The 19,879-nt window shown below is 67.9% G+C and carries 20 protein-coding genes; 16 read left to right on the forward strand and 4 right to left on the reverse strand.

Annotated elements, in window-relative coordinates:
* The first annotated feature begins 34 nt into the window (after positions 1–34).
* Together A9974_RS11020 and A9974_RS11025 are read left to right on the forward strand one after the other, a co-directional pair.
* Positions 35–721: a heavy metal response regulator transcription factor gene (locus tag A9974_RS11020; protein ID WP_183004112.1), complete on the forward strand. Its 687-nt coding sequence runs from the start codon at positions 35–37 to the stop codon at positions 719–721.
* Positions 718–2,103 (forward strand): heavy metal sensor histidine kinase, encoded by a 1,386-nt coding sequence (locus A9974_RS11025; RefSeq protein ID WP_183004113.1) that lies wholly within the window; start codon positions 718–720, stop codon positions 2,101–2,103. Before A9974_RS11020 ends, A9974_RS11025 begins: the two co-directional genes overlap by 4 nt.
* 38 nt (positions 2,104–2,141) lie before the next feature.
* Here the strand turns inward: A9974_RS11025 and A9974_RS11030 are convergent, their stop codons facing one another.
* The gene (locus tag A9974_RS11030; RefSeq protein ID WP_183004114.1) at positions 2,142–3,044 is read right to left on the reverse strand and encodes a LysR substrate-binding domain-containing protein; all 903 of its coding nucleotides are present in this window, start codon (positions 3,042–3,044) and stop codon (positions 2,142–2,144) included.
* 111 nt (positions 3,045–3,155) lie between these two features.
* On the opposite strand from A9974_RS11030, the gene A9974_RS11035 reads away from it, so the two are divergent.
* From A9974_RS11035 to A9974_RS11055, 5 genes are read left to right on the forward strand one after another with little or no spacing between them, the layout of a single operon-like run.
* Positions 3,156–4,022 (forward strand): amidohydrolase family protein, encoded by an 867-nt coding sequence (locus A9974_RS11035; RefSeq protein ID WP_183004115.1) that lies wholly within the window; start codon positions 3,156–3,158, stop codon positions 4,020–4,022.
* A gap of 59 nt (positions 4,023–4,081) precedes the next feature.
* Positions 4,082–5,035 (forward strand): tripartite tricarboxylate transporter substrate binding protein, encoded by a 954-nt coding sequence (locus A9974_RS11040; protein ID WP_183004116.1) that lies wholly within the window; start codon positions 4,082–4,084, stop codon positions 5,033–5,035.
* A 3-nt stretch (positions 5,036–5,038) separates the two neighbouring features.
* Complete coding sequence (locus A9974_RS11045; protein WP_183004117.1) at positions 5,039–5,569, forward strand: carboxymuconolactone decarboxylase family protein; 531 nt, start codon at positions 5,039–5,041, stop codon at positions 5,567–5,569.
* Between the two features lie 12 nt (positions 5,570–5,581).
* Positions 5,582–6,160, forward strand: a complete 579-nt coding sequence (locus A9974_RS11050) for a DUF4286 family protein (RefSeq protein WP_183004118.1) — start codon at positions 5,582–5,584, stop codon at positions 6,158–6,160.
* 23 nt (positions 6,161–6,183) lie between these two features.
* Positions 6,184–7,062, forward strand: a complete 879-nt coding sequence (locus A9974_RS11055; protein WP_183004119.1) for an alpha/beta fold hydrolase — start codon at positions 6,184–6,186, stop codon at positions 7,060–7,062.
* Positions 7,063–7,157: 95 nt separating this feature from the next.
* On the opposite strand, the gene argF is transcribed toward A9974_RS11055, so the two are convergent.
* Together argF and A9974_RS11065 are read right to left on the reverse strand one after the other, a co-directional pair.
* Positions 7,158–8,099: an ornithine carbamoyltransferase gene (gene argF / locus A9974_RS11060; RefSeq protein ID WP_183004120.1), complete on the reverse strand. Its 942-nt coding sequence runs from the start codon at positions 8,097–8,099 to the stop codon at positions 7,158–7,160.
* A 56-nt stretch (positions 8,100–8,155) separates the two neighbouring features.
* On the reverse strand, positions 8,156–9,337 hold the full coding sequence (locus A9974_RS11065; protein WP_183004121.1) for an aspartate aminotransferase family protein: 1,182 nt from the start codon (positions 9,335–9,337) through the stop codon (positions 8,156–8,158).
* Between the two features lie 137 nt (positions 9,338–9,474).
* Between A9974_RS11065 and A9974_RS11070 the strand changes: the two genes are divergently transcribed.
* Positions 9,475–9,765 carry a DUF3579 domain-containing protein gene (locus A9974_RS11070; protein WP_035360135.1) on the forward strand — a complete coding sequence of 97 codons (291 nt, stop codon included), beginning with the start codon at positions 9,475–9,477 and terminating at the stop codon, positions 9,763–9,765.
* An 88-nt stretch (positions 9,766–9,853) separates the two neighbouring features.
* Here the strand turns inward: A9974_RS11070 and A9974_RS11075 are convergent, their stop codons facing one another.
* Positions 9,854–10,573 carry a GntR family transcriptional regulator gene (locus tag A9974_RS11075; protein ID WP_183004122.1) on the reverse strand — a complete coding sequence of 240 codons (720 nt, stop codon included), beginning with the start codon at positions 10,571–10,573 and terminating at the stop codon, positions 9,854–9,856.
* 247 nt (positions 10,574–10,820) lie between these two features.
* On the opposite strand from A9974_RS11075, the gene A9974_RS11080 reads away from it, so the two are divergent.
* From A9974_RS11080 to A9974_RS11115, 8 genes are all read left to right on the forward strand, one after another.
* Positions 10,821–11,567, forward strand: coding sequence for an aspartate/glutamate racemase family protein (locus A9974_RS11080; RefSeq protein ID WP_183004123.1), 747 nt, complete (start codon positions 10,821–10,823; stop codon positions 11,565–11,567).
* Positions 11,568–11,645: 78 nt separating this feature from the next.
* The gene (locus A9974_RS11085) at positions 11,646–13,223 is read left to right on the forward strand and encodes an ABC transporter substrate-binding protein (protein ID WP_183004124.1); all 1,578 of its coding nucleotides are present in this window, start codon (positions 11,646–11,648) and stop codon (positions 13,221–13,223) included.
* Positions 13,224–13,278: 55 nt separating this feature from the next.
* On the forward strand, positions 13,279–14,271 hold the full coding sequence (locus A9974_RS11090) for an ABC transporter permease (RefSeq protein WP_183004125.1): 993 nt from the start codon (positions 13,279–13,281) through the stop codon (positions 14,269–14,271).
* On the forward strand, positions 14,261–15,202 hold the full coding sequence (locus A9974_RS11095; RefSeq protein WP_183004126.1) for an ABC transporter permease: 942 nt from the start codon (positions 14,261–14,263) through the stop codon (positions 15,200–15,202). Before A9974_RS11090 ends, A9974_RS11095 begins: the two co-directional genes overlap by 11 nt.
* A 29-nt stretch (positions 15,203–15,231) precedes the next feature.
* Positions 15,232–16,425, forward strand: coding sequence for an amidohydrolase family protein (locus A9974_RS11100; protein WP_183004127.1), 1,194 nt, complete (start codon positions 15,232–15,234; stop codon positions 16,423–16,425).
* On the forward strand, positions 16,425–17,912 hold the full coding sequence (locus A9974_RS11105) for an amidohydrolase family protein (protein WP_183004128.1): 1,488 nt from the start codon (positions 16,425–16,427) through the stop codon (positions 17,910–17,912). The genes A9974_RS11100 and A9974_RS11105 overlap by 1 nt, the downstream gene beginning before the upstream one ends.
* The gene (locus A9974_RS11110) at positions 17,909–18,916 is read left to right on the forward strand and encodes an ABC transporter ATP-binding protein (RefSeq protein ID WP_183004129.1); all 1,008 of its coding nucleotides are present in this window, start codon (positions 17,909–17,911) and stop codon (positions 18,914–18,916) included. Before A9974_RS11105 ends, A9974_RS11110 begins: the two co-directional genes overlap by 4 nt.
* The gene (locus tag A9974_RS11115) at positions 18,906–19,877 is read left to right on the forward strand and encodes an ABC transporter ATP-binding protein (protein WP_183004130.1); all 972 of its coding nucleotides are present in this window, start codon (positions 18,906–18,908) and stop codon (positions 19,875–19,877) included. Before A9974_RS11110 ends, A9974_RS11115 begins: the two co-directional genes overlap by 11 nt.
* Positions 19,878–19,879 lie beyond the last annotated feature (2 nt).

Consider the following 19,879-nt stretch of genomic DNA (forward strand, 5'->3'; position numbering starts at 1 on the left):
CCTTGGACGGTCGATACACCCTAGCGGGGCCGCGATGAAAATCCTGATAGTCGAAGATGAACTGAAGACGGCGGATTACCTGCGCAAAGGCCTGGGCGAGCAGGGCTGCGCGGTCGATGTGGCGCACAACGGCATCGACGGCCAGCACCTGGCGCTGGAGCACGACTACGACGTGATCGTGCTGGACGCGATGCTGCCGGGCATGGACGGCTTTGCGGTGCTGCGTTCGCTGCGCAGCGTGCGCCAGACCCCGGTCATCATGCTGACCGCCCGCGACGGCGTCGAAGACCGCATCCGCGGCCTGCACGACGGCGCCGACGATTACCTGGTCAAGCCGTTTTCCTTTCTGGAATTGCTGGCCCGCCTGCAGGCCCTGACGCGCCGCGGCCGCGCCCAGGAACCGGTGCAACTGCGCATCGGCGACCTGCAGATCGACCTGATCAGCCGCAAGGCCTGGCGCGCCGGCACCCGGCTGGACCTGACCGCCAAGGAATTCGCGTTGCTGGCGGTGCTGGCGCGGCGCCAGGGCGAGATTCTGTCCAAGACGGCGATCGCCGAACTGGTCTGGGACATGAACTTCGACAGCAACGTCAACGTGGTCGAGGTGGCGATCAAGCGGCTGCGCGGCAAGGTCGACGCGCCGTTCGACCGCAAGCTGCTCCACACCATCCGCGGCATGGGCTACGTGCTGGAGCTGCGGGACGACGAGTCCGCCGAATGAAATCGTCCCTGAAATCCCGGCTGGTGGTGATGTTCGCGGTGGCGGCGGCGGCGACCTTCGCGCTGACCGGCGTCGCGCTGTACGGCGTGCTGGACCGCCAGCTGGACCGCATCCAGCAGGACGCGCTGCGCACCACGGCGCACGAGGTCAGCTATTCCCTGACCCGCAGCGGCGACCCCGAACGCTGGGGGCGCTTCAAGGCCAAGCTGGACACGCTGACGCCGGCCGACGGCAGCCTGCGCTTCTGGGTGCTGTCCGACGACCCGGCCTACGAATACGGCAAGGGGCTGGCCGACGTCGACCGGCTGGAACGCCGCGCGGACGGCTTCGGCAGCATCACGCTGCCGGACCGCGAGAATGCGCTGCTGACCATCACCGTCACGGTCGAGCCGTTCCAGCAGCGGCCCCGGGTGCGCCTGATCGTGGGCATGGATTCGGCGCCTTATGCGCACACTTTGCGCTATTTCCTGTGGGCCATGGCCGCCTTGTCGCTGACCGCCATCCTGTTGGTGGGGCTGCTGGGGTTCTGGGTGGCGCGGCTGGGCCTGCGGCCACTGAACCGGCTGTCGGCCGAGGCCCGGGCGTTGCGCCCCAGCGCCTTGTCGCAACGGCTGAGCATGGCCGCGTTGCCGGTCGAGCTGGAAGATCTGGCCACGTCCTTCAACGGCGCGCTGGCGCGGCTGGAGGGCGCTTACAACCAGCTCGAGGCCTTCAATGCCGACGTGGCGCACGAGCTGCGCACGCCCCTGACCAACCTGATCGGCCAGACGCAGGTGGCCTTGTCGCGGCCGCGCAGTTCGGGCGACTTGCAGGAGGTGCTGCAGTCGAACCTGGAAGAACTGGACCGCCTGCGCGCCATGGTCAACGACATGCTGTTCCTGGCGCGCGCCGACCAGGGCGAGGCCGCCACGGGCCGCATCCACGCGGTGCTGGCCGACGAGGTCGGCAAGACCGTCGAGTTCTTCGAGTTCCTGCTGGACGAGGCGGGCATGCGGGTGCGCATCCAGGGGGCGCGGGACGGCGTGGCGCTGATCGACACGGCGCTGTTCCGGCGCGCGGTGACCAATCTGCTGCAGAACGCCATCCAGTATTCGTCGGCGGGCGCCGAGATCACGGTCGATATCGAGCGGCAGGGCGGCAAGCTGGAGGTGGCTGTCAGCAACCCCGGCCCGCCGATCGCGCCCGAGCATCTGCCGCATCTGTTCCAGCGCTTTTACCGGGTGGACGCGGCCCGGCGGGGCGACGGTGTGGAGCACAGCCATGGGCTGGGCCTGGCCATCGTCAAGGCCGTGGCGTTGATGCACGGCGGCTCGGTGTCGGCGGCCAGCGGCGGGGGAGTGACGCGGGTGGCGTTCAGCGTCGAGGCCGAGCCGAAAGGCTGAGGCTGACCGCAGCAGGGCAAGGCGCCATTGCCATTCCCTCAAGGCGCGAACAGCGCGGCCAGATTCAATTGGCGGATCAGCTCGCTGGTGGCGGACGCCAGCCGGGTGGCCGGCCGATGCCGGGCGCTGGCCAGCACCAGGTTGTTGGTGATCCGCGGCGACACGATTTCGCTGAGCGATAGCGCGTGTTCGGCCGCCGGCCCGCGCGCGGCTGAGCGCGGCAGGATGGCGTAGGCGTCGCCCTGCGCCGCCAGTTCCACGATGGTCTGCACCGCGTCCACTTCGGCCGCGACCTTCAGGCGCACGCCCTGGGCGCGGCAGACGCTTTCGACCAGGGTGCGGATGGCGTTGGGCAGGCTGGGCAGCACCAGCGGATAGGCGCCCAGCCCGGCCACCGCGATGCGGGCGGGCAGGGGCGGCTGATGGTCGGCCGCCGCCACCAGCACCAGGTTTTCTCGGAACAGCGACTCGTAGGCCAGTTGCGGCGACGGCGCCGGGTCGTACAGCAACGCCAGATCGACCCGGCCCGCCAGCAGCCATTCGCGCATTTGCGCGCTCAGGCCTTCGGCCACCGCGATGGAGGCATCGGGGAACCGGCGGCGGAACGCCTGCACCAGCGGGGGCGTCAACACCCGGGCGATACGGGGCGGCAGCCCGACCACGACCTTGCCGGTGGGCGTTTCGCGCAGGGTCTGCAGGTCTTGCTTGGCGCGGTCGGCCAGGGCCAGCAGGGCGCGGGCGTGTTCCAGAAAGCGCAATCCGGCCTCGGTGGGCTCCGCGCCGCGGCCGTTGCGATACAGCAGGTGCTGGCCCAGCTCCAGTTCCAGCAGGCGCACCTGGCGGCTGAGAGTGGGCTGGGCGACGTCCAGCATTTCGGCCGCGCGCGAAAAGCTGCGCCGTTCGGCGACGCGCACGAAGTATTCGATCTGCTTGAGGTCCATGGGGGGGCGGGGTGATTTGATATTTATATTTTCTATATCTGAAATCAAAGATATAGCATTGTTACTCGGACCGCAATCAGGGAGGATGGCGTTTTCCCCGCAGGAACCACCGTGCCCGATTGCCGTCCTCCGCTAGCGTCGCCCTCCCGTCCCCGCCACCCGCTGCCGGCCGGGGCCTGTGACACGCACTGCCACGTGTTCGGCCCGGCCGACGTGTTTCCCTATGCCGAGGGGCGTTCCTACACGCCGCCCGACGCCCCGTACGCCAAGATGGCGGCGCTGCACGCGCACCTGGGGGTGCAGCGCGCGGTGGTGGTGCAGGCCAATTGCCATGGCGGCGACCATGCGGCCTTGCTGGATGCGCTGGCGCAAAGCCAGGGCCGTTATCGCGGCGTGGCCCTGCTGGGCGCGGACGCCACGGCGGCCAGCGTGCGGCAATTGCACGATGGCGGTGTGCGCGGCGCGCGCTTCAATTTTGTGCCTCACCTGGGCGGTGCGCCCGACCCGGCGGTATTCGATCACGTCATCGACCTGATCGCGCCGTTGGGCTGGCATCTGTGCCTGCACCTGGACGGCGCCATGCTGCCCGATCTGCTGCCGCGCCTGCGAGCGCTGCCAGTGCCTTTCGTGGTGGACCACATGGGCCGCGTCAAGGCGTCGGACGGCGTGGACGCGCCGGCGTTTCGCGCGTTGCTGGACCTGGCGCGCGAACCGCGCGCCTGGGTCAAGGTGTCCGGCATCGATCGCATCGCCTCGGGCCGGCGCCCCTTCGCCGAAGGCATCCCGTTCGTGCGCGCCCTGGTGGACGCGCTGCCCGAGCGCACGCTGTGGGGCACCGACTGGCCGCATCCGAACGTGGCGGGCGACATGCCCGACGACGGTGAACTGGCCGACGCTTTTTTCCTGGCTTGCCCGGACGCCGCATCGCGCCAGCAGGTCCTGGTGGACAACCCGGCGCGCCTGTACGGATTTCCGTAGCGCGCGCTTCGCCTGATCCCAGGCAATAACAAGACACGACAATCCCGAGGAGACACCCCATGTTCAAGAAACTCGTATTCGCAGGCCTGCTGGGCCTGGCCAGCCTGAGCCCGGCGCACGCCGACGGCCCGGTGCGCCTGATCATCGCCTTCCCGCCCGGCGGGCCGGTGGACCTGGTGGGCCGCGTGCTGGCCGAGCAGCTGGGCAAGGAGCTCAAGCAGCAGGTCATCGTGGAAAACAAGGCCGGCGCCAACGGCAACATCGCCGCCGCCTACGTGGCCAAGGCCCCGGCCGACGGCTCGGTGCTGTTCCTGACCAGCGTGGGCGCGGTGTCCATCAGCCCGGCGCTGTACAAGGACCTGCCGTACGACCCGGTGCGCGACTTCGCGCCCGTGTCGCGGGTGGTCAACAACGCCACGGTGTTCGTGGTGAACCCGGCCAACCCGGCTACCGACGCCGCCGACTTCGTCAAGCGCTCGCAAGCCGACAAGCAGTCGGTCGCGATCGGCTCGTCGGGCATCGGCAGCATTCCGCACCTGACGCTGGAAATGTTCGCCGACGCCAGCCGCGCCAACGTGCTGCACGTGCCGTACAAGGGTGCGGCGCCGGTCATCAATGATGTCATGGGCAACCAGGTGGCGGGCTTCTTCGGCGACGTGCCGGGCCTGATCGGCCATATCCAGGGCGGCAAGCTCAAGCCGCTGGGCATCGCCGCGCCGACGCGCCATCCCCTGCTGCCGGACGTGAAGACGCTGGCCGAGCAGGGCATCACCGGCGTCGAGTCCAATAATTGGTACGGCATCGTGGCGCCCGCCGCCACGCCGGCCGCCACGGTGGACAAGCTGAACCAGGCCCTGCGCGCCACGCTGGACAACGCCGCCGTGCGCGCCAAATTGGAGAAGTTCGGCGCCCAGGCCGCGCCCAGCTCGCCGCAGGAACTGGCCGCACTGATCGCCGCCGACCGCGAGAAGTGGACCGCGCTGATCCAGCGCAAGAACATCCGTCCGGAGTAAGCCATGGATGCCTGCCGAGTCACACCGGTGGTGCCGGGCACGCGCCCGGCCGTGGCCGACATCGAGTCGCGCATCGCGGCCGCGCGCGGCCGCGTCTCGCCCCTGTACCAGGTGCTGCTGAACAGCCCTGCCGTGGTGCAGGGCTGGGAAGCGATGCTGACCGCCATCCGCCTGAACACATCGCTGTCGCCGCGGGTGCGCGAGCTGATCATCCTGCGCGTGGCGACCCTGAACAACGCGCCGTATGAATTCGACGCCCACGTGCCGCATGCGCGGGCCGCGGGCACGCCGGATGCGGTGATCGAGCAACTGCGCGCCGGTCCCGCCGTGTCGGCGGTGCAGGGACTGGCGGCGGGCGAGGCCGATGTGCTGGCCCTGACCGACGCCATGACCCGTGACATCGAGGTGCCGGACGCGCTGTTCGCGCCGCTGCGGGCGCGGTACAACGACCAGGAACTGGTCGAACTGACCGCGACGGTGGCGGCCTACAACATGGTGTCGCGCTTTCTGGTGGCGTTGCGCGTCGGGCACTGAAAGGAGCAGGAAATGGACAAGACGGTATTGCTGGTGTCGCTGGGAGAGCGTTTCGACACGGCGCGCGCGGCCGATATGGCCGAGCGCTTGACCGAAGGGCTGGACGGCCTGCGCGTGCGGGCCTTTGCCGCCATCGACGAAGACGACACCTATGTGTACGTGGACGGCGACGATGGGGAGGGCGAAGGGCATGGCCTGCCGCAAGTGCAGGCCCGTCTGGTGGAGCTGTTTCCGGGGGCGCACGCCCGCGTGCTGCATGCGACGCTGGACCTGGCCGGCGCATCGGCGGGGGCGGACGCGCCCTGGCACTACATCGTCGAAACCGACGTGACGCCCGAAGCCGAGGCCGACCTGAACGCCTGGTACGACCAGGAGCATCTGCCTGGCCTGGCATCGGTGCCGGGTACCGTGCGCGCGCAACGCTTCGAGTGCCGCGACGAAGGGCCGCGCTACCTGGCCTGCTACGACCTGCAGACCCGCGAGACCTTCGGCAGCCCTCCGTGGCTGGCGGTGCGGGCCACCGACTGGAGCAGCCGGGTGCGGCCGTCGTTCCGCAACACGCGCCGCACGATGTTCCAGAAGATTCTTTGACGCAAAAGAACGGGGAGACAACGATGAACAAGCGATGGGCAAGTCTGGTGCTGTGGGGCGCCGCGGGCGTCTTGGGCGTGTCAACGGCTGCCGCCGCGGCCGATGCCGCGGCGGCCGTTGCCGCGGTGCAACGCGTCACGGTGCTGCCCGGCAACGGCGCCAGTATCGAGGTCCTGGTCCAGGGCCAGGGGCCGGCGCTGGTGCTGCTGCCGTCGCGCGGGCGCGGCGCCGAGGACTTCGATGACCTGGCGGCGCGCCTGGCGCAGGCCGGCTACCGGGTCCTGCGCCCCGAGCCGCGAGGCATCGGCGGCAGCACGGGGCCGATGAAAGGCATCACGCTGCACGATCTGGGCAACGACATGGCCGCCGTGATCCGCAACGTCGCCAGGCAGCCGGCCGTGATGGTGGGACACGCGTTCGGCAACTGGGTGGCGCGCACGACCGGGGTGGATCATCCCGAGCTGGTGCGCGGCGTCGTCATCGTGGCGGCCGCGGCCAAGCAGTATCCGGCAGGGCTGAGCGAGCATGTGGATCGCAGTGCCGACCTGTCGCTGCCCGACGCCGAGCGCCTGAAGTCCATCCAATACGCCTTCTTCGCGCCCGGCCACGATGCCAGGGTATGGCTGGGCGGCTGGTATCCCGAGGTCAGCGAAAGCCAGCGCCTGGCCGGCAAGGCCACGCGCCAGTCCGACTGGTGGTCGGGCGGCAGCAAGCCGCTGCTGGATCTGCAAGCGGGCGCGGACAAGTTCAAGCCGGAATCGACCCGCAACGAGATCCGCGACGAATTCGGCGAACGCGTGTCGGTGGTGGTGATTCCAGGCGCGGGACACGCGTTGGTACCCGAGGAACCGCAGGCGGTGGCGGACGCGATCGTGCGCTGGGAGAAGGGCCTGAAGCCTTGATCGGCGCGGGTTTTGGTTGAACCCGTTGCTGGCCACGCCCTGGCCAGGACGAAAAAAAGCAGCCGGCCAGGCTGCTTTTTTTGTGGGCGCGTCGCTTACTTGATCTGGCCCAGCAGCAGGAATTCCATCAGCGCCTTCTGCACGTGCAGACGGTTTTCGGCTTCGTCCCAGACTACGCTTTGCGGACCGTCGATGACTTCGCCGGTGACTTCCTCGCCGCGGTGGGCCGGCAGGCAGTGCATGAACACCGCCTGGGGATCGGCGGCGGCCATCATTTCGGCGTCGACGCACCAGTCGGCGAAGGCGGCGCGGCGCTCTTCGTTTTCGGCCTCGTAGCCCATGCTGGTCCAGACGTCGGTGGTGACCAGGTGCGCGCCCTGGCACGCCTGCATCGGGTCCTTGAACTGGCGCAGCACCTTGTCGGACGGCGTGCCGATGCGGGCGGCTTCGAGCTCGTAGCCGGCCGGGGTGGACACATGCAGCGTGAAGCCCAGCATTTCGGCCGCGTGCAGCCAGGTGTAGGCCATGTTGTTGGCATCGCCCACCCAGGCGACCGTCTTGCCGGCGATGGGGCCGCGGTGCTCGATATAGGTGAAGATGTCGGCCAGGATCTGGCAGGGGTGGAATTCGTTGGTCAGGCCGTTGATGACCGGCACGCGCGAATGCGACGCGAAGCGCTCGATGCGGGTCTGCTCGAACGTGCGGATCATGACGATGTCGACCATGCGCGAGATGACGCGCGCGGTGTCTTCGATGGGCTCGGAGCGGCCCAGCTGGGAGTCGTTGGAGGTCAGGTTGATGACCGATCCGCCCATCTGGTACATGCCTGCCTCGAACGACACGCGGGTGCGGGTGCTGGCTTTTTCGAACACCATCGCCAGCGTGCGGTCGTGCAGCGGCATATGGGGTTCATAGCGTTTGAACTTTTCCTTGATCAGGCGCGCGCGGTCCAGCACGTAGGCGATCTCGGCGGACGAGAAGTCCTTGAACTGCAGAAAGTGCCGCAACGGGCCGTTTTGAGTCGTGGGTGGAGTCATGGTGATGTCGCTAGTCTGAGGACCCGGACGGGCTCGTGGCCCGGGCGGGAGGTTGATTATGGATGTTCGGCCACGAACTGTCGAATCAGCGGAACCAGGATCTGCACGATCTGGTCGGCTTCCTGGCGGGACAGGATCAGGGGCGGCAGCAGGCGCACCACCCGGTCGCGCGTGACATTGATGAGCAGACCGGCCTGCAGGGCGCGGCTGACCAGCACGCCGCAGGGGCGCGCCAGCTCGATGCCCAGCATCAGGCCGCGGCCGCGGACTTCGGTTACGCCCGGGGTGTTGGCCAGCTCGGCGGTCAGCCGGTCTTTCAGGTGGCTGCCGACCTGGTGGGCGTTGTCCAGCAGGTGTTCGGATTCCAGCGCGGCCAGTACCGCCAGCCCGGCCGCGCAGACCAGGGGACCGCCGCCAAAGGTAGTGCCGTGGCTGCCGGGCGTGAAGACGCCGGCGGCCGGGCCCGCGGCCAGCATCGCGCCGATGGGCACGCCGCCCGCCAGGCCCTTGGCCAGGGTCATGACGTCAGGCACGATGTCCGCCCATTGGTGGGCGAACCATTTGCCGGTGCGGCCGATGCCGGACTGGACTTCGTCGATCATCAGCAGCCAGCCGCGCTCGGTGCACAGGCGCCGCACGTCCTGCAGGAAGGCAATGTCGGACGGCCGGATGCCGCCTTCGCCCTGCAGGACCTCGAGCAGCACCGCCGCGACGCGGGGTTCGGCCTCGCCGGCGGCGCGGATCGCGTCGGCATTGTTGTAGGGCACCTGGATGAAGCCCGAGGGCAGGGGCTCGAAGCCCTTGCGCGCCTTGTCGCTGCCGGTGGCTGCCAGGGTGGCCAGGGTGCGCCCGTGCCAGGACGAATCCATGGTGATGATGTGGGCGTGCTGGTTGCCGCGCTGGTAGGCGTAGTAGCGCGCCAGCTTGATGGCGGCCTCGTTGGCCTCGGAGCCGCTGTTGTTGAACGCCACTTCCTGCATGCCGGAAAGCGCGGTCAGGCGGGCGGCCAGGGCGGCCTGCTGGGGCACTTCGTAGATATTCGAGGTATGAATGACGCGGGCGGCCTGCTCGCTGATGGCGGCGACCAGCTTGGGATGGGCGTGGCCGAGACAGGAAACGCCGATGCCGGCCAGCGCGTCGAGGTATTTGCGGCCCTGCGCGTCCCAGAGCCAGACGCCCTGGCCGTGCGTGAACGACACCGGCAGCCGGGCGTAGATATTGGCCAGAGGCGAGGTCATGGGGGGTGTCCTCCTGGGCATTTTCCCTGGGCAAATCGCCCCAAAGGATCAATCATATACAATTCGCGGCGCGGGGCGCATGTTTGATCACGCCGAAGATCCGGCTTTCGTGAAGGGCGTCCCGTAGTGAAGAATCCATGGCAACTCGCGTCAGACAATTCGTAATTCATGGCGTTACCGAAAGCGGTAGCCGCTTTCGCCCCAGCGATTGGGCGGAACGGCTCGCCGGCGTAATGGCACAGTTCCGGCCCGCTGGCTGTGCTGGTAACCACCTCACCTATTCGCCTTACGTGCTGCCCGTCGTCATCGACGGCGTGCGCGGCATCGTGGTCGACCTGCGCTTGCGCGACCTCGAGCCGCTGGCGTACAAGTTCGTGGTGGATTTCGCCCGCGACAACCACCTCAAGACGGAAGAGCGCGAAATCTAGCGCACTGAACCCAAAAGCGCCCCGACAGGGCGCTTTTCTTATTCAGGTGCCGCCCATATACGCCCCTATGCAAGGGGCGGGCTGCCCCCTACGTGCCGTAACGGTCCAGGATCTTGCGGATGTCCCGCACGGCGGAGCCATCCGGGCTGAGCAGCGCGCGGGCGGTGACGGATTCCAGGTGGTGCTCAAGCAGATGCAGCACGTGCGGCTCGTCGCGCGCCCGCAGGCCGGCGACGATTTCGCGGTGCTCGCTGACCGCGCATTCGCTCGAATGCGGCCGGCCATAAAGCGCCAGGATCAATGAACAGCGCGACACGATTTCATTGACGTAGCGGGCATAGACCGCGTTGCCGGACAGTTCGGCCATCAGGATGTGGAATTCGCCGGACAGGCGGATCGATTCGTTGACGCTGTTACGCGAGCGGGCGGCCTCTTCCTGGGCCACGTGCTGTTCCAGGCGCGCCAGCCCGGCGTCGGTGACATGCAGCACCAGCCGGCGGGCCACGTCGCGTTCCAGGCAGCGGCGCGCCTCGAAGATATCGTGCGCTTCTTCCAGGCTGGGACGGGCCACCGCGGCGCCGCGGTTCGGGCGCAGGTCGACCAGGCCTTCGCTGAACAGGCGCGTCAGTACGCCGCGGACGATGGTGCGGCTAACGCCGAAGCGCTCGCCGATGACGTCTTCGGGCAGCTTGTCTCCCGGCAGCAGGGCCTGTTCGATGATCGCCTGCCGCAAGTTTTTGTATACGATTTCAGTACGGTTTACGTCTTTCCGGGCAGGTCCGGTTGCCGGCGGCAAGGGGGACGTCATCGTGGTGTGATCTCCGAGGCATGCGCGTTCCGGCGGTGGAAAGGCTGCGGCAAGCCGCGCCGGCACGCATTTTCTAAGTGTGAAACAGCATACTACACCGGGCGATAAGGGTTAGCGATAGCTTGAAGCACCGAGTCAATGGCGTACATTGTCGGCATAAATCGTATACAAATATTTATACAAAATCAGACTGATAATGGGCTGATGAAATAACAGTTTGTATACAAAACTGCTAGGGGTTTGATTCATGTCCGCAGCACCCGCCGCCGCGCTTCCCGAAAGCCTTGCCGCCACGCCTTGCCGCCTGCTGGTGGTCAACGGCAACACCACCGACGCACTGACCGACAGCCTGGCTGGACAGGCGCGCGCCTTTTTTGGCAACGCGGCCGTGGTGCATGCCGTGACGGCGCCGTTCGGGCCCGCCTATATCGCCAGCCGGGCGCAGGCCGCGGTGGCCGCGCACGCCGTGCTGGATACGGTGGAGCGCGAAGCCGCCCTGGCCGAGGCCGCGGGCACGCCGTACGACGCCTGTCTGCTGGCCTGTTTCGGCGAACCGGGCATCGGCGCGGTGCGCGAGCGTCTGGGCGTGCCCGTGGCGGGCATGGCCGAAGCCGCCATCATGACCGCCATGCAGCGCGGCGACCGCTACGCCATTGTCACCGTGGGTCGCTTGTGGCCCGGCATGCTGCGCGAGCAGATCCGCCAGCTGGGCGTTGAATCCCGTTGCGCGGGCGTGCTGGCGTTGCCCGGCAACGCGCTCGATTACGTGACGCGCTCGCCGGACACCATCGCCGCTGTGGGCCAGGCCCTGGACGACGCCGCTGCCCTGGGCGCCGACGTGGTGATCGTGGCCGGCGCCGCGCTGGCGGGCTTTCTGCCCAGCCTGCCGCGTCTGCCGCCCGTACCCGTCATCGACTCCTACCGCGCCGCCCTGGCGCAGGTGCTGGCGCTGGCCACGCTTGACCGCGCCCAGCGCCAGGCCGCCGGCCGCTGAGCCGCCGCCACGACTCATTCGCAAGCCTAGAAGTCCCGCAGAAGTACCCAACCCCATATGCAAGGGAGAATTTCCGCCATGAAGACGCTGCTGAAGTGGACCGCCGGGGCCGTGATCGCGCTATCGGCCATCACGGGCGCATCCGCCGCCAACACCTTGAAGTGGGGCGCCGCCCGCGACCTGGATTCGCTGGATCCGTATTCCTACGGCAGCACCTTCAACCTGGCTTTCCTGAACCACGTTTACGAGGCGCTGATCCGCTACGACGACAAGTTCAACATCACGCCCGCGCTGGCCGAATCCTGGGAGTCGCCGTCGCCCACCGTGCTGCGCTTTCATCTGCGCCGCGGCGTCAAGTTTCACAATGGCGCGCCATTCTCGGCCGACGACGTGGTGGCGTCCATGACCCGGGTGTCCGACGACGCCTCGCCGCTCAAGGGCAACCTGCCGGCGTTCAAGGCCGTGCGCAAGGTCGACGACTACACCGTCGACATCGAAATGACGCATCCGTACCCGCTGATGCTGAACGACCTGACCAACATCTTCATCTTCAACCGCCAGTGGCTGGTGGACAACAACAGCCTGAAACCCACGGACGCCGCCAAGAAGATCGAAGGCTACGCCACCCACAACGCCAACGGCACCGGTCCGTTCAAGGTCGAGTCGTACCGGCCCGACACCCGCACCGTGCTGGTGGTCAACCCCGAGTGGTGGGACAAGCCGCGCCACAACCTGGACCGCATCGAATTCACGCCGATCGCCTCGGCGCCGACTCGCGTGGCGGCGCTGCTGTCGGGCGACATCAACTTCACGGAAAACGCGCCGCTGCAGGATCTGGACCGCCTGCGTGCCGCGCCCAACGTCAAGGTGCTGGCCGCTACCGAGCTGCGCACGCTGTATTTCGGCTTCAACCTGGGCGACAAGCTGGTGGGGTCCAACATTGCCGACAAGAACCCGCTGAAAGACCTGCGGGTGCGCCAGGCGCTGTACATGGCGCTGTCGCCCGACCTGCTGCAAAAGCGCGTGATGCGCGGTTTGTCGCGCACCACTGGCGCCCTGGTGGCGCCGTCGATCCCCGGCTACGAGGCCAAGCAGGAAGAACGCCTGCCGTTCGACGCCGCCCGCGCCAAGAAGTTCTTGGCCGATGCCGGCTACCCCGACGGCTTCTCCCTGTCGCTGCTGTGCTCGAACGACATGTTCGTCAACGAAGAAGAACTCTGCCAGGCCGCTGCCTCGATGTGGGCGCGGATCGGCGTGAAGGCCACGCTGGCCAGCGGGCCGCGGTCGTTGCAGAACCCCAAGCGCTCGCGCGGCGAGTTCGACATCACCATCCACGGCTGGGCCAACGAGCCGCAGATCGACGCCCTGTCGATCCTGCTGCAAGTGATCCACAGCCGCACCGGCCCCAACGGCGTCTTCAACTGGGGGCAGTGGGGTGATGCGGCGCTGGACGCGCGCATCGAGGCGGCGGCCGCCGAAATGGACCGGCCCAAGCGCGTGCAGATGATGGCCGACATCCTGCAGACCCTGCATGACGACGTGCGTTTCCTGCCGCTACACCAGCAGCCCATGGCCTGGGCGGTGGGCGCCAACGTCGGCGACGTGCTGCAGATGCCCGACAACAAGGCGCGCCTGTGGACCGTGCGCATGAAATAAGGGCGGCCCGGCCGCAGCCGCGGCCGGCTCTGGGGCTGACAGGAAGGGGGCGCACATGCTGGCGTTCATAGTTAGACGGGTCTTCAACGCGGTCGGCGTGATGCTGGCGGTGGCGTTGCTGGCGTTCGTGATTTTCCGTTTCGTCGGCGACCCCGTCGACATGATGCTCAACGAGCAGGCCTCGCAGACGCAGCGCGACGAGCTGCGCGAGCGCCTGGGCCTGAATGCGTCCGTGGGCATGCAATTCGTGCATTTCGTGGCCAACGCCGCGCATGGCGAGTTCGGCATTTCGTACCGCAACCAGCAGGACGTGTTCGCGCTGGTCGCCGAGCGCTTTCCGGCCACGTTCGAGCTGGTCATGATGGCTACCTTGCTGTCGCTGGTGGTGGGGGTGCCGCTGGGTGTGCTGACCGCCATCTACCGCAAGTCGCGGGTGGCGCAGGCGCTGCAGTTCGTGTCCATCCTGGGCATTTCGTTGCCCAGCTTCGTGGTGGGCATCATGCTGATCCTGATCTTCTCGGTGCAGCTGGGCTGGCTGCCGGGCTTTGGCCGCGGCGACACGGTCCGGATCGGCGGCTGGACGACGGGCCTGTTGACGCCGTCGGGCCGCGCCGCGCTGGTGCTGCCGTCCATCACGCTGGCGCTGTTTCAGATCACGCTGATCATGCGGCTGGTGCGGGCCGAGATGCTGGAAACGCTGCGCACCGAGTTCATCAAGTTCGCCCGCGCCCGCGGCCTGCCCGACCGGGTGGTGCATTTCCGGCTGGCGCTGCGCAACTGCCTGATGCCGGTCATTACCGTGACCGGCATGCAAATCGGCAACCTGATCGCATTCGCGCTGATCACCGAGACCGTGTTCCAGTGGCCCGGCATGGGCCTGCTATTCATCCAATCGGTCATGTTCGTGGATATTCCCGTCATGGCCGCCTACCTGGTGATCGTGTCCTTCATCTTCGTGGCGCTGAACACGCTGGTGGACATGATGTACGGCGTGGTCGATCCGCGCCTGCGCAGCCAGCACGTCAAAGGAGGCGCCAATGCTCACTAAACCGTTTTCCGGCCAGGGCCGCGGCCGGCTCGCGCGGATGCTGCAAAGCGACCTGTGGTGGAGCCTGCGGCAGGACTACGTGGCGATGGGCGCGGGCCTCGTGCTGCTGGCGGTGGTGCTGCTGGCCGTGTTCGCGCCGCTGATCGCGCCGCAGAATCCGTACGACCTGGCGCAACTGGACCTGTTGAACGCCGAATTGCCGCCGCGCTGGGTCGCCGGGGGCGAGGCCCAGTTCCTGCTGGGCACCGACACCCAGGGGCGCGATGTCTGGTCGGCAATCCTGTATGGCTCGCGCATGTCGCTGGTGATCGGGCTGGCCACCGTGGTGCTGTCGTTGGCAATCGGTCTGTTGGTCGGGCTGGCGGCGGGGTATTTCGGCGGCTGGGTCGACAACGCGCTGATGCGGGTCGGCGACACGCTGCTCAGCATCCCCACCATCCTGGTCGCGATCCTGGTGACCGCAGTGTTCCGGCAACTGCTGCCGCCCGGCATGCGCGAAACGCTGTCGTCCGTGATCCTGATCCTGGCGATCTCCATGACCAACTGGGTGCAGTACGCCCGCACCGTGCGCGCCTCGGCGCTGGTCGAGCGCGGCAAGGAATACGTACAGGCTGCCCGACTGATCCGCGTCAGTTCGCTGCGCATCATGCTGACGCACATCCTGCCCAATACGCTGACCCCGGTCATGGTGACCGCCACCCTCAACCTGGGCCTGGCAATCCTGATTGAGGCGACGCTGAGTTTTCTGGGCGTGGGCATGCCGCCGACCGAACCGTCGTTGGGCACCCTGATCCGGCTGGGCAACCAGTTCCTGTTCTCGGGCCAATGGTGGGTGGTGGTCTTTCCCGCCCTGTACCTGAGCTTGATCGTGCTGGTGGTGAACCTGCTGGGCGACTGGCTGCGCGATGCCTTGAATCCCCGCCTGCGCTGAGCGCGGCAACCGACACAGACACACGAACCATGCAAAACGCAACCTTGTATACCCATGTCCGCCCGGCAGGCGGCGAGACCGCCTCGGTGCTGGTGCGCGACGGGCGCTTCGCGGCCGTCGACGGGCCGGTGCCCGACAGCGTGCCGCGGGTGGACGGCGGCGGCGCCATCCTGCTGCCCGGCCTGATCGACGCGCACGCCCATCTGGACAAGACGATGTACGGCATGCCCTGGTACCGCAACGAAGTGGGCCCGCGCCTGATCGACAAGATCGACAACGAACGCCTGGAAAAGCGGCGCCTGGGCATCGACCCGTATCGCCAATCGGCCCGCCAGATTGTGATGTCGGTGGCCGATGGCACCAGCCATATCCGCAGCCACGTCGATGTGGATACCGATATCGGCGTGGCCGCCATCGAAGGCGTGATGCGCGCCCGCGATCAGTACCGCGACCAGATCGACGTGCAGATCGTGGCCTTTCCGCAAAGCGGACTGCTGATCCGTCCGGGCACGTTGGAATTGCTGGAACAGGCTCTGCGCATGGGCGCGGACGTGGTCGGCGGGCTGGACCCTGCGGGCATGGACCGCGACCCCAAGGGCCACCTGGACGCCATCTTCGGCCTGGCCGACAAGCACGGCAAGCCCATCGACATCCACCTGCACGAAGCCGGCGAGCTGGGCGCGTTCTCGATGCAGATGACCATTGACCGCGTGCTGGCGCTGGGCATGCAGGGCAAGGTGACGCTATCGCATTCGTTCTGCCTGGGCATGCCTGATGCGCAGGCGGTGCAGGGGCTGGTCGACGGCCTGCTGGAAGCCGGCGTGCACATCATGACCACCGGCTCGGCCTCGCGGCCGGTGCCGAACGTGGCGCGGCTGCATGCGGCCGGCGTGGTCGTCTGTACCGGCAACGACGGCATGCGCGACACCTGGGGTCCCTACGGCAAGCCCGACATGCTGGAACGCACCATGCTGGTGGGCCTGCGCAACAATTTCCGCCGCGACGACGAGCTGGCCCTGGCCCTGCACGTGGCCACCTACGGCAATGCCCGCGTGATGGACCTGGCCGACTACGGCCTGGCGCCAGGCTGCCACGCCGACTTCGTGCTGGTCGATGCCGAAACGGTGGCCGAGGCCATCGTCTCGCGCCCGCTACGCAAGCTGGTGGTCAAGCGCGGCCAAGTGGTGGCGCGCGATGGCCGGGCGCTGGTGGAGGCGCCATAATGGCCGCCCGCGATGACCTGACGCTGTTGACCGCGCGCTGGGTGGTGGGCCACGAGAACGGCCGCCATTGCCTGTACGAGAATGGCGAAGTCGTGTTCCAGGGCGACCGCATTGTCTATGTGGGCCATCGCTATCCAGGCCCGGTCGCGCGCCGCCACGATTACGGCCGGGCGTTGATCGGACCGGGTTTCGTCGATCTGGATGCGTTGTCGGACCTGGACACCACCATCCTGGGTTTCGATAATTCGCCTGCCTGGCGCAAGGGCCGCATCTGGCCCGACACCTATATGAAGCGGGGGCCGTACGAGATGTACACCCCGGGCGAGCTGGCCTTCCAGAAGCGCTATGCCTTTGCCCAGCTGATCTGCAACGGCATCACCACGGCGCTGCCGATCGCATCGCTGTTCTACCGGGTGTGGGGCGAAACCCGCGAGGAATTCCTGTCGGCGGCCCAGGCGGCCGGCGAACTGGGCCTGCGCGTCTACCTGGGCCCGGCCTACCGTAGCGGCCATACCTACGTGGACGGACAGGGCAATATCCGCTGCCACTACGACGAGGCGCGCGGCCAGGCGGGGCTGGCGCAGGCGGTGGCATTCTGCGACGACATCGACGGCCTGCACGACGGCCGGGTGCGCGCCATGCTGTCGCCGGACCGCATCGAAACCTGCACGCCCGACCTGCTGCGCGCGTCCGCGGCGATCGCGCGCGATCGTGACTTGCCCATCCGGCTGCATTGCTGCCAGTCGCGCCTGGAATACGACCTGGTGCTCGAGCAGCACGGCATGAGCCCGCCCGAATGGCTGCAAAGCCTGGGCTTCCTGTCCGAACGGGCGCTGTTGCCGCATGGCACCTACGTGTCCGGCTCGCGCCAGATCGACCGGCCCGGCCGCGACCTGGAAATCATCCGCGACGCGGGCGCCGCCATCGTGCATTGCCCGTTGGTCTCGGCGCGCCATGGCGCCACGCTGGAATCCTTCGCCCGCTACCGCAAGCTGGGCGTGAAGATCGGCATGGGCACCGATACCTGGCCGCCGGACATGGTGCTGAACATGCAGGTGGGCCTGATGCTGTGCCGCGTGATGGACCAGTCCACCGAGGCGGTGCGCTCGGAAGACTATTACGACGCCGCCACGGTCGGCGGGGCCGATGCCCTGGGCCGGCCCGACCTGGGCCGCCTGGCGGCGGGCGCCAAGGCCGATATCGTGGTGTTCGATTTTTCCCACGACCGCAATGGCCAGCTGATCGATCCCATCCAGACGCTGATGGTGGGGGGCAGTGGCCGCGATGTGTCGCAGGTGGTCATCGACGGCCGCTTCGTCATGGTCGACGGCCACATTCCCGGCTTTGACGCGCGCCTGGCGCAAGCCCAGGCCCAGGACCAGTTCGACGGCCTGGTGGCCCGCTATCCCGACCGCACCTGGGGCCACCCCGCGGTCGGCGAGATTTTCTCTTCCAGTTATCCGCGGCCCCCAAGGAGCCCGTCATGACGACCGTTCCCAGCCCCGCTGCCCCGACGCTGTCGGTGCGCGGCCTGTCGGTGGAATTTCCCACCCGCCACGGCACCCTGGTCGCCACGCGCGACATCTCGTTCGACATCGCGCCCGGTGAAATCCTGGGCATGGTGGGCGAATCGGGCGCCGGTAAATCGCTGACCGGCATGGCGGTCATTGGTCTGCTGGAGCCGCCCGGCCGCCTGGGCGGCGGCGAGATCCTCCTGGCCGGCAAGCGCATCGACAACCTGCCGCCCAAGGCCCGCCAGCGGTTGCGCGGCAAGGAGATCGGCGCGATCTTCCAGGACCCGCTGACCAGCCTGCACCCGCTCTTCACGGTGGGCGATCAATTGATCGAAACGATCCGCCATCACGACCGGAGCTCGCCCGCCGCGGCCCGGCAGCGGGCGCTGGAACTGCTGCTGGCGGTGGGCATCCCGGCGGCGGACCGCCGCATCGACCACTATCCGCACCAGTTTTCCGGCGGCATGCGCCAACGGGTGGTGATTGCGCTGGCGCTGGCGGCCCGGCCGCGCCTGATCATCGCGGACGAGCCGACGACGGCGCTGGACGTGTCGGTGCAGGCGCAGATCACGGCGCTGCTGCGTCGCCTGTGCCGCGAACAGGGCACGTCGGTGTTGCTGGTAACGCACGACATGGGCGTGATCGCGGAGACCGCGGACCGGGTGGCGGTGATGTACGCGGGCCGCATCGTGGAGATCGGCCCGGTGCTGGAGGTGCTGCGGCGCCCCGGCCATCCGTACACGCAGGGCCTGATGAATGCCATTCCGGGCCTGCGCCACCGCGCCGCCCGGCTGAACCAGATCGACGGCGCGATGCCGCGGCTGCACGCGATGCCGGACGGCTGCGCGTTCCATCCGCGCTGCGCCCTGGCCGGCCCGCGTTGCGGCCAGGCCCGTCCCGCGCTGGCGGCCTCGCCGTCCGGCGCCACGGTCAGCGCCTGCTGGCTGCACCAAGGAGGCGTCGCTCATGCCGCATGACCAGGATTATCTATTGCGGGCCGACGACCTGGCCTGCTGGTTCGACGTATCGCCCCCCTGGCTGGAACGCACGCTGTCGCGCCAGCCGACGCAGACGCTGAAGGCGGTGGACGGCGTGTCGCTGGCGGTGCCGCGCGGCAGCACGCTGAGCATCGTGGGCGAGTCGGGCTGCGGCAAGTCGACGCTGGCCAAGTTGTTGGTGGGCCTGGTGGCCCCGACACGCGGCACGCTGCGCTATGGCCGTAACCGCAAGGGCGGCACGCTGCACCCGCAGATGATTTTCCAGGACCCGTACGCAAGCCTGAACCCGCGCTGGCGGGTGGGCAATATCGTGGCGGAACCGATTATCACGCTGGGCCTGCGCGCCAGCCCGGCGGACACGCGCCGCCGCGTGGACGAGCTGCTGGAACTGGTCGGTCTGTCGGCCAGCGACGCCAGCCGCTTTCCGCACGAGTTCTCGGGCGGCCAACGCCAACGTATTTCGATTGCGCGGGCGCTGGCGACCGAAGCCGAGTTCCTGGTCTGCGACGAGCCGACCTCGGCGCTGGATGTGTCGGTGCAGGCGCAGATCCTGAACCTGATGGGCGACCTGCAGAAAGAGTTCGGCCTGACCTACGTCTTCATCAGCCACAACCTGTCAGTGGTACGCCACGTGTCGGACCGGGTGGCGGTGATGTACCTGGGGCGGATCGTGGAGCAGGCGGCGGCCGACGAACTGTTCGAGTCGCCCAAGCATCCGTATACGAAGATGCTGCTGGATACGATTCCGGATCTGGACGATCCGCGGCGGGATCGGGAGCCGATGGCAGGTGAGGTACCTAATCCGATCATGCCGCCGGCGGGGTGCACGTTTCATACGCGGTGCGGGATGGTGCAGGAGCGGTGTCGGAGTGTGGTGCCGGAGGTGGCTGTCGTTGGGGGGCGGGAGGTGCGGTGTCATTTGGTTGCGGCGGGGGTTTGAGG

Source organism: Achromobacter sp. UMC71, from assembly GCF_014170305.1.
Taxonomy (GTDB): domain Bacteria; phylum Pseudomonadota; class Gammaproteobacteria; order Burkholderiales; family Burkholderiaceae_B; genus Achromobacter.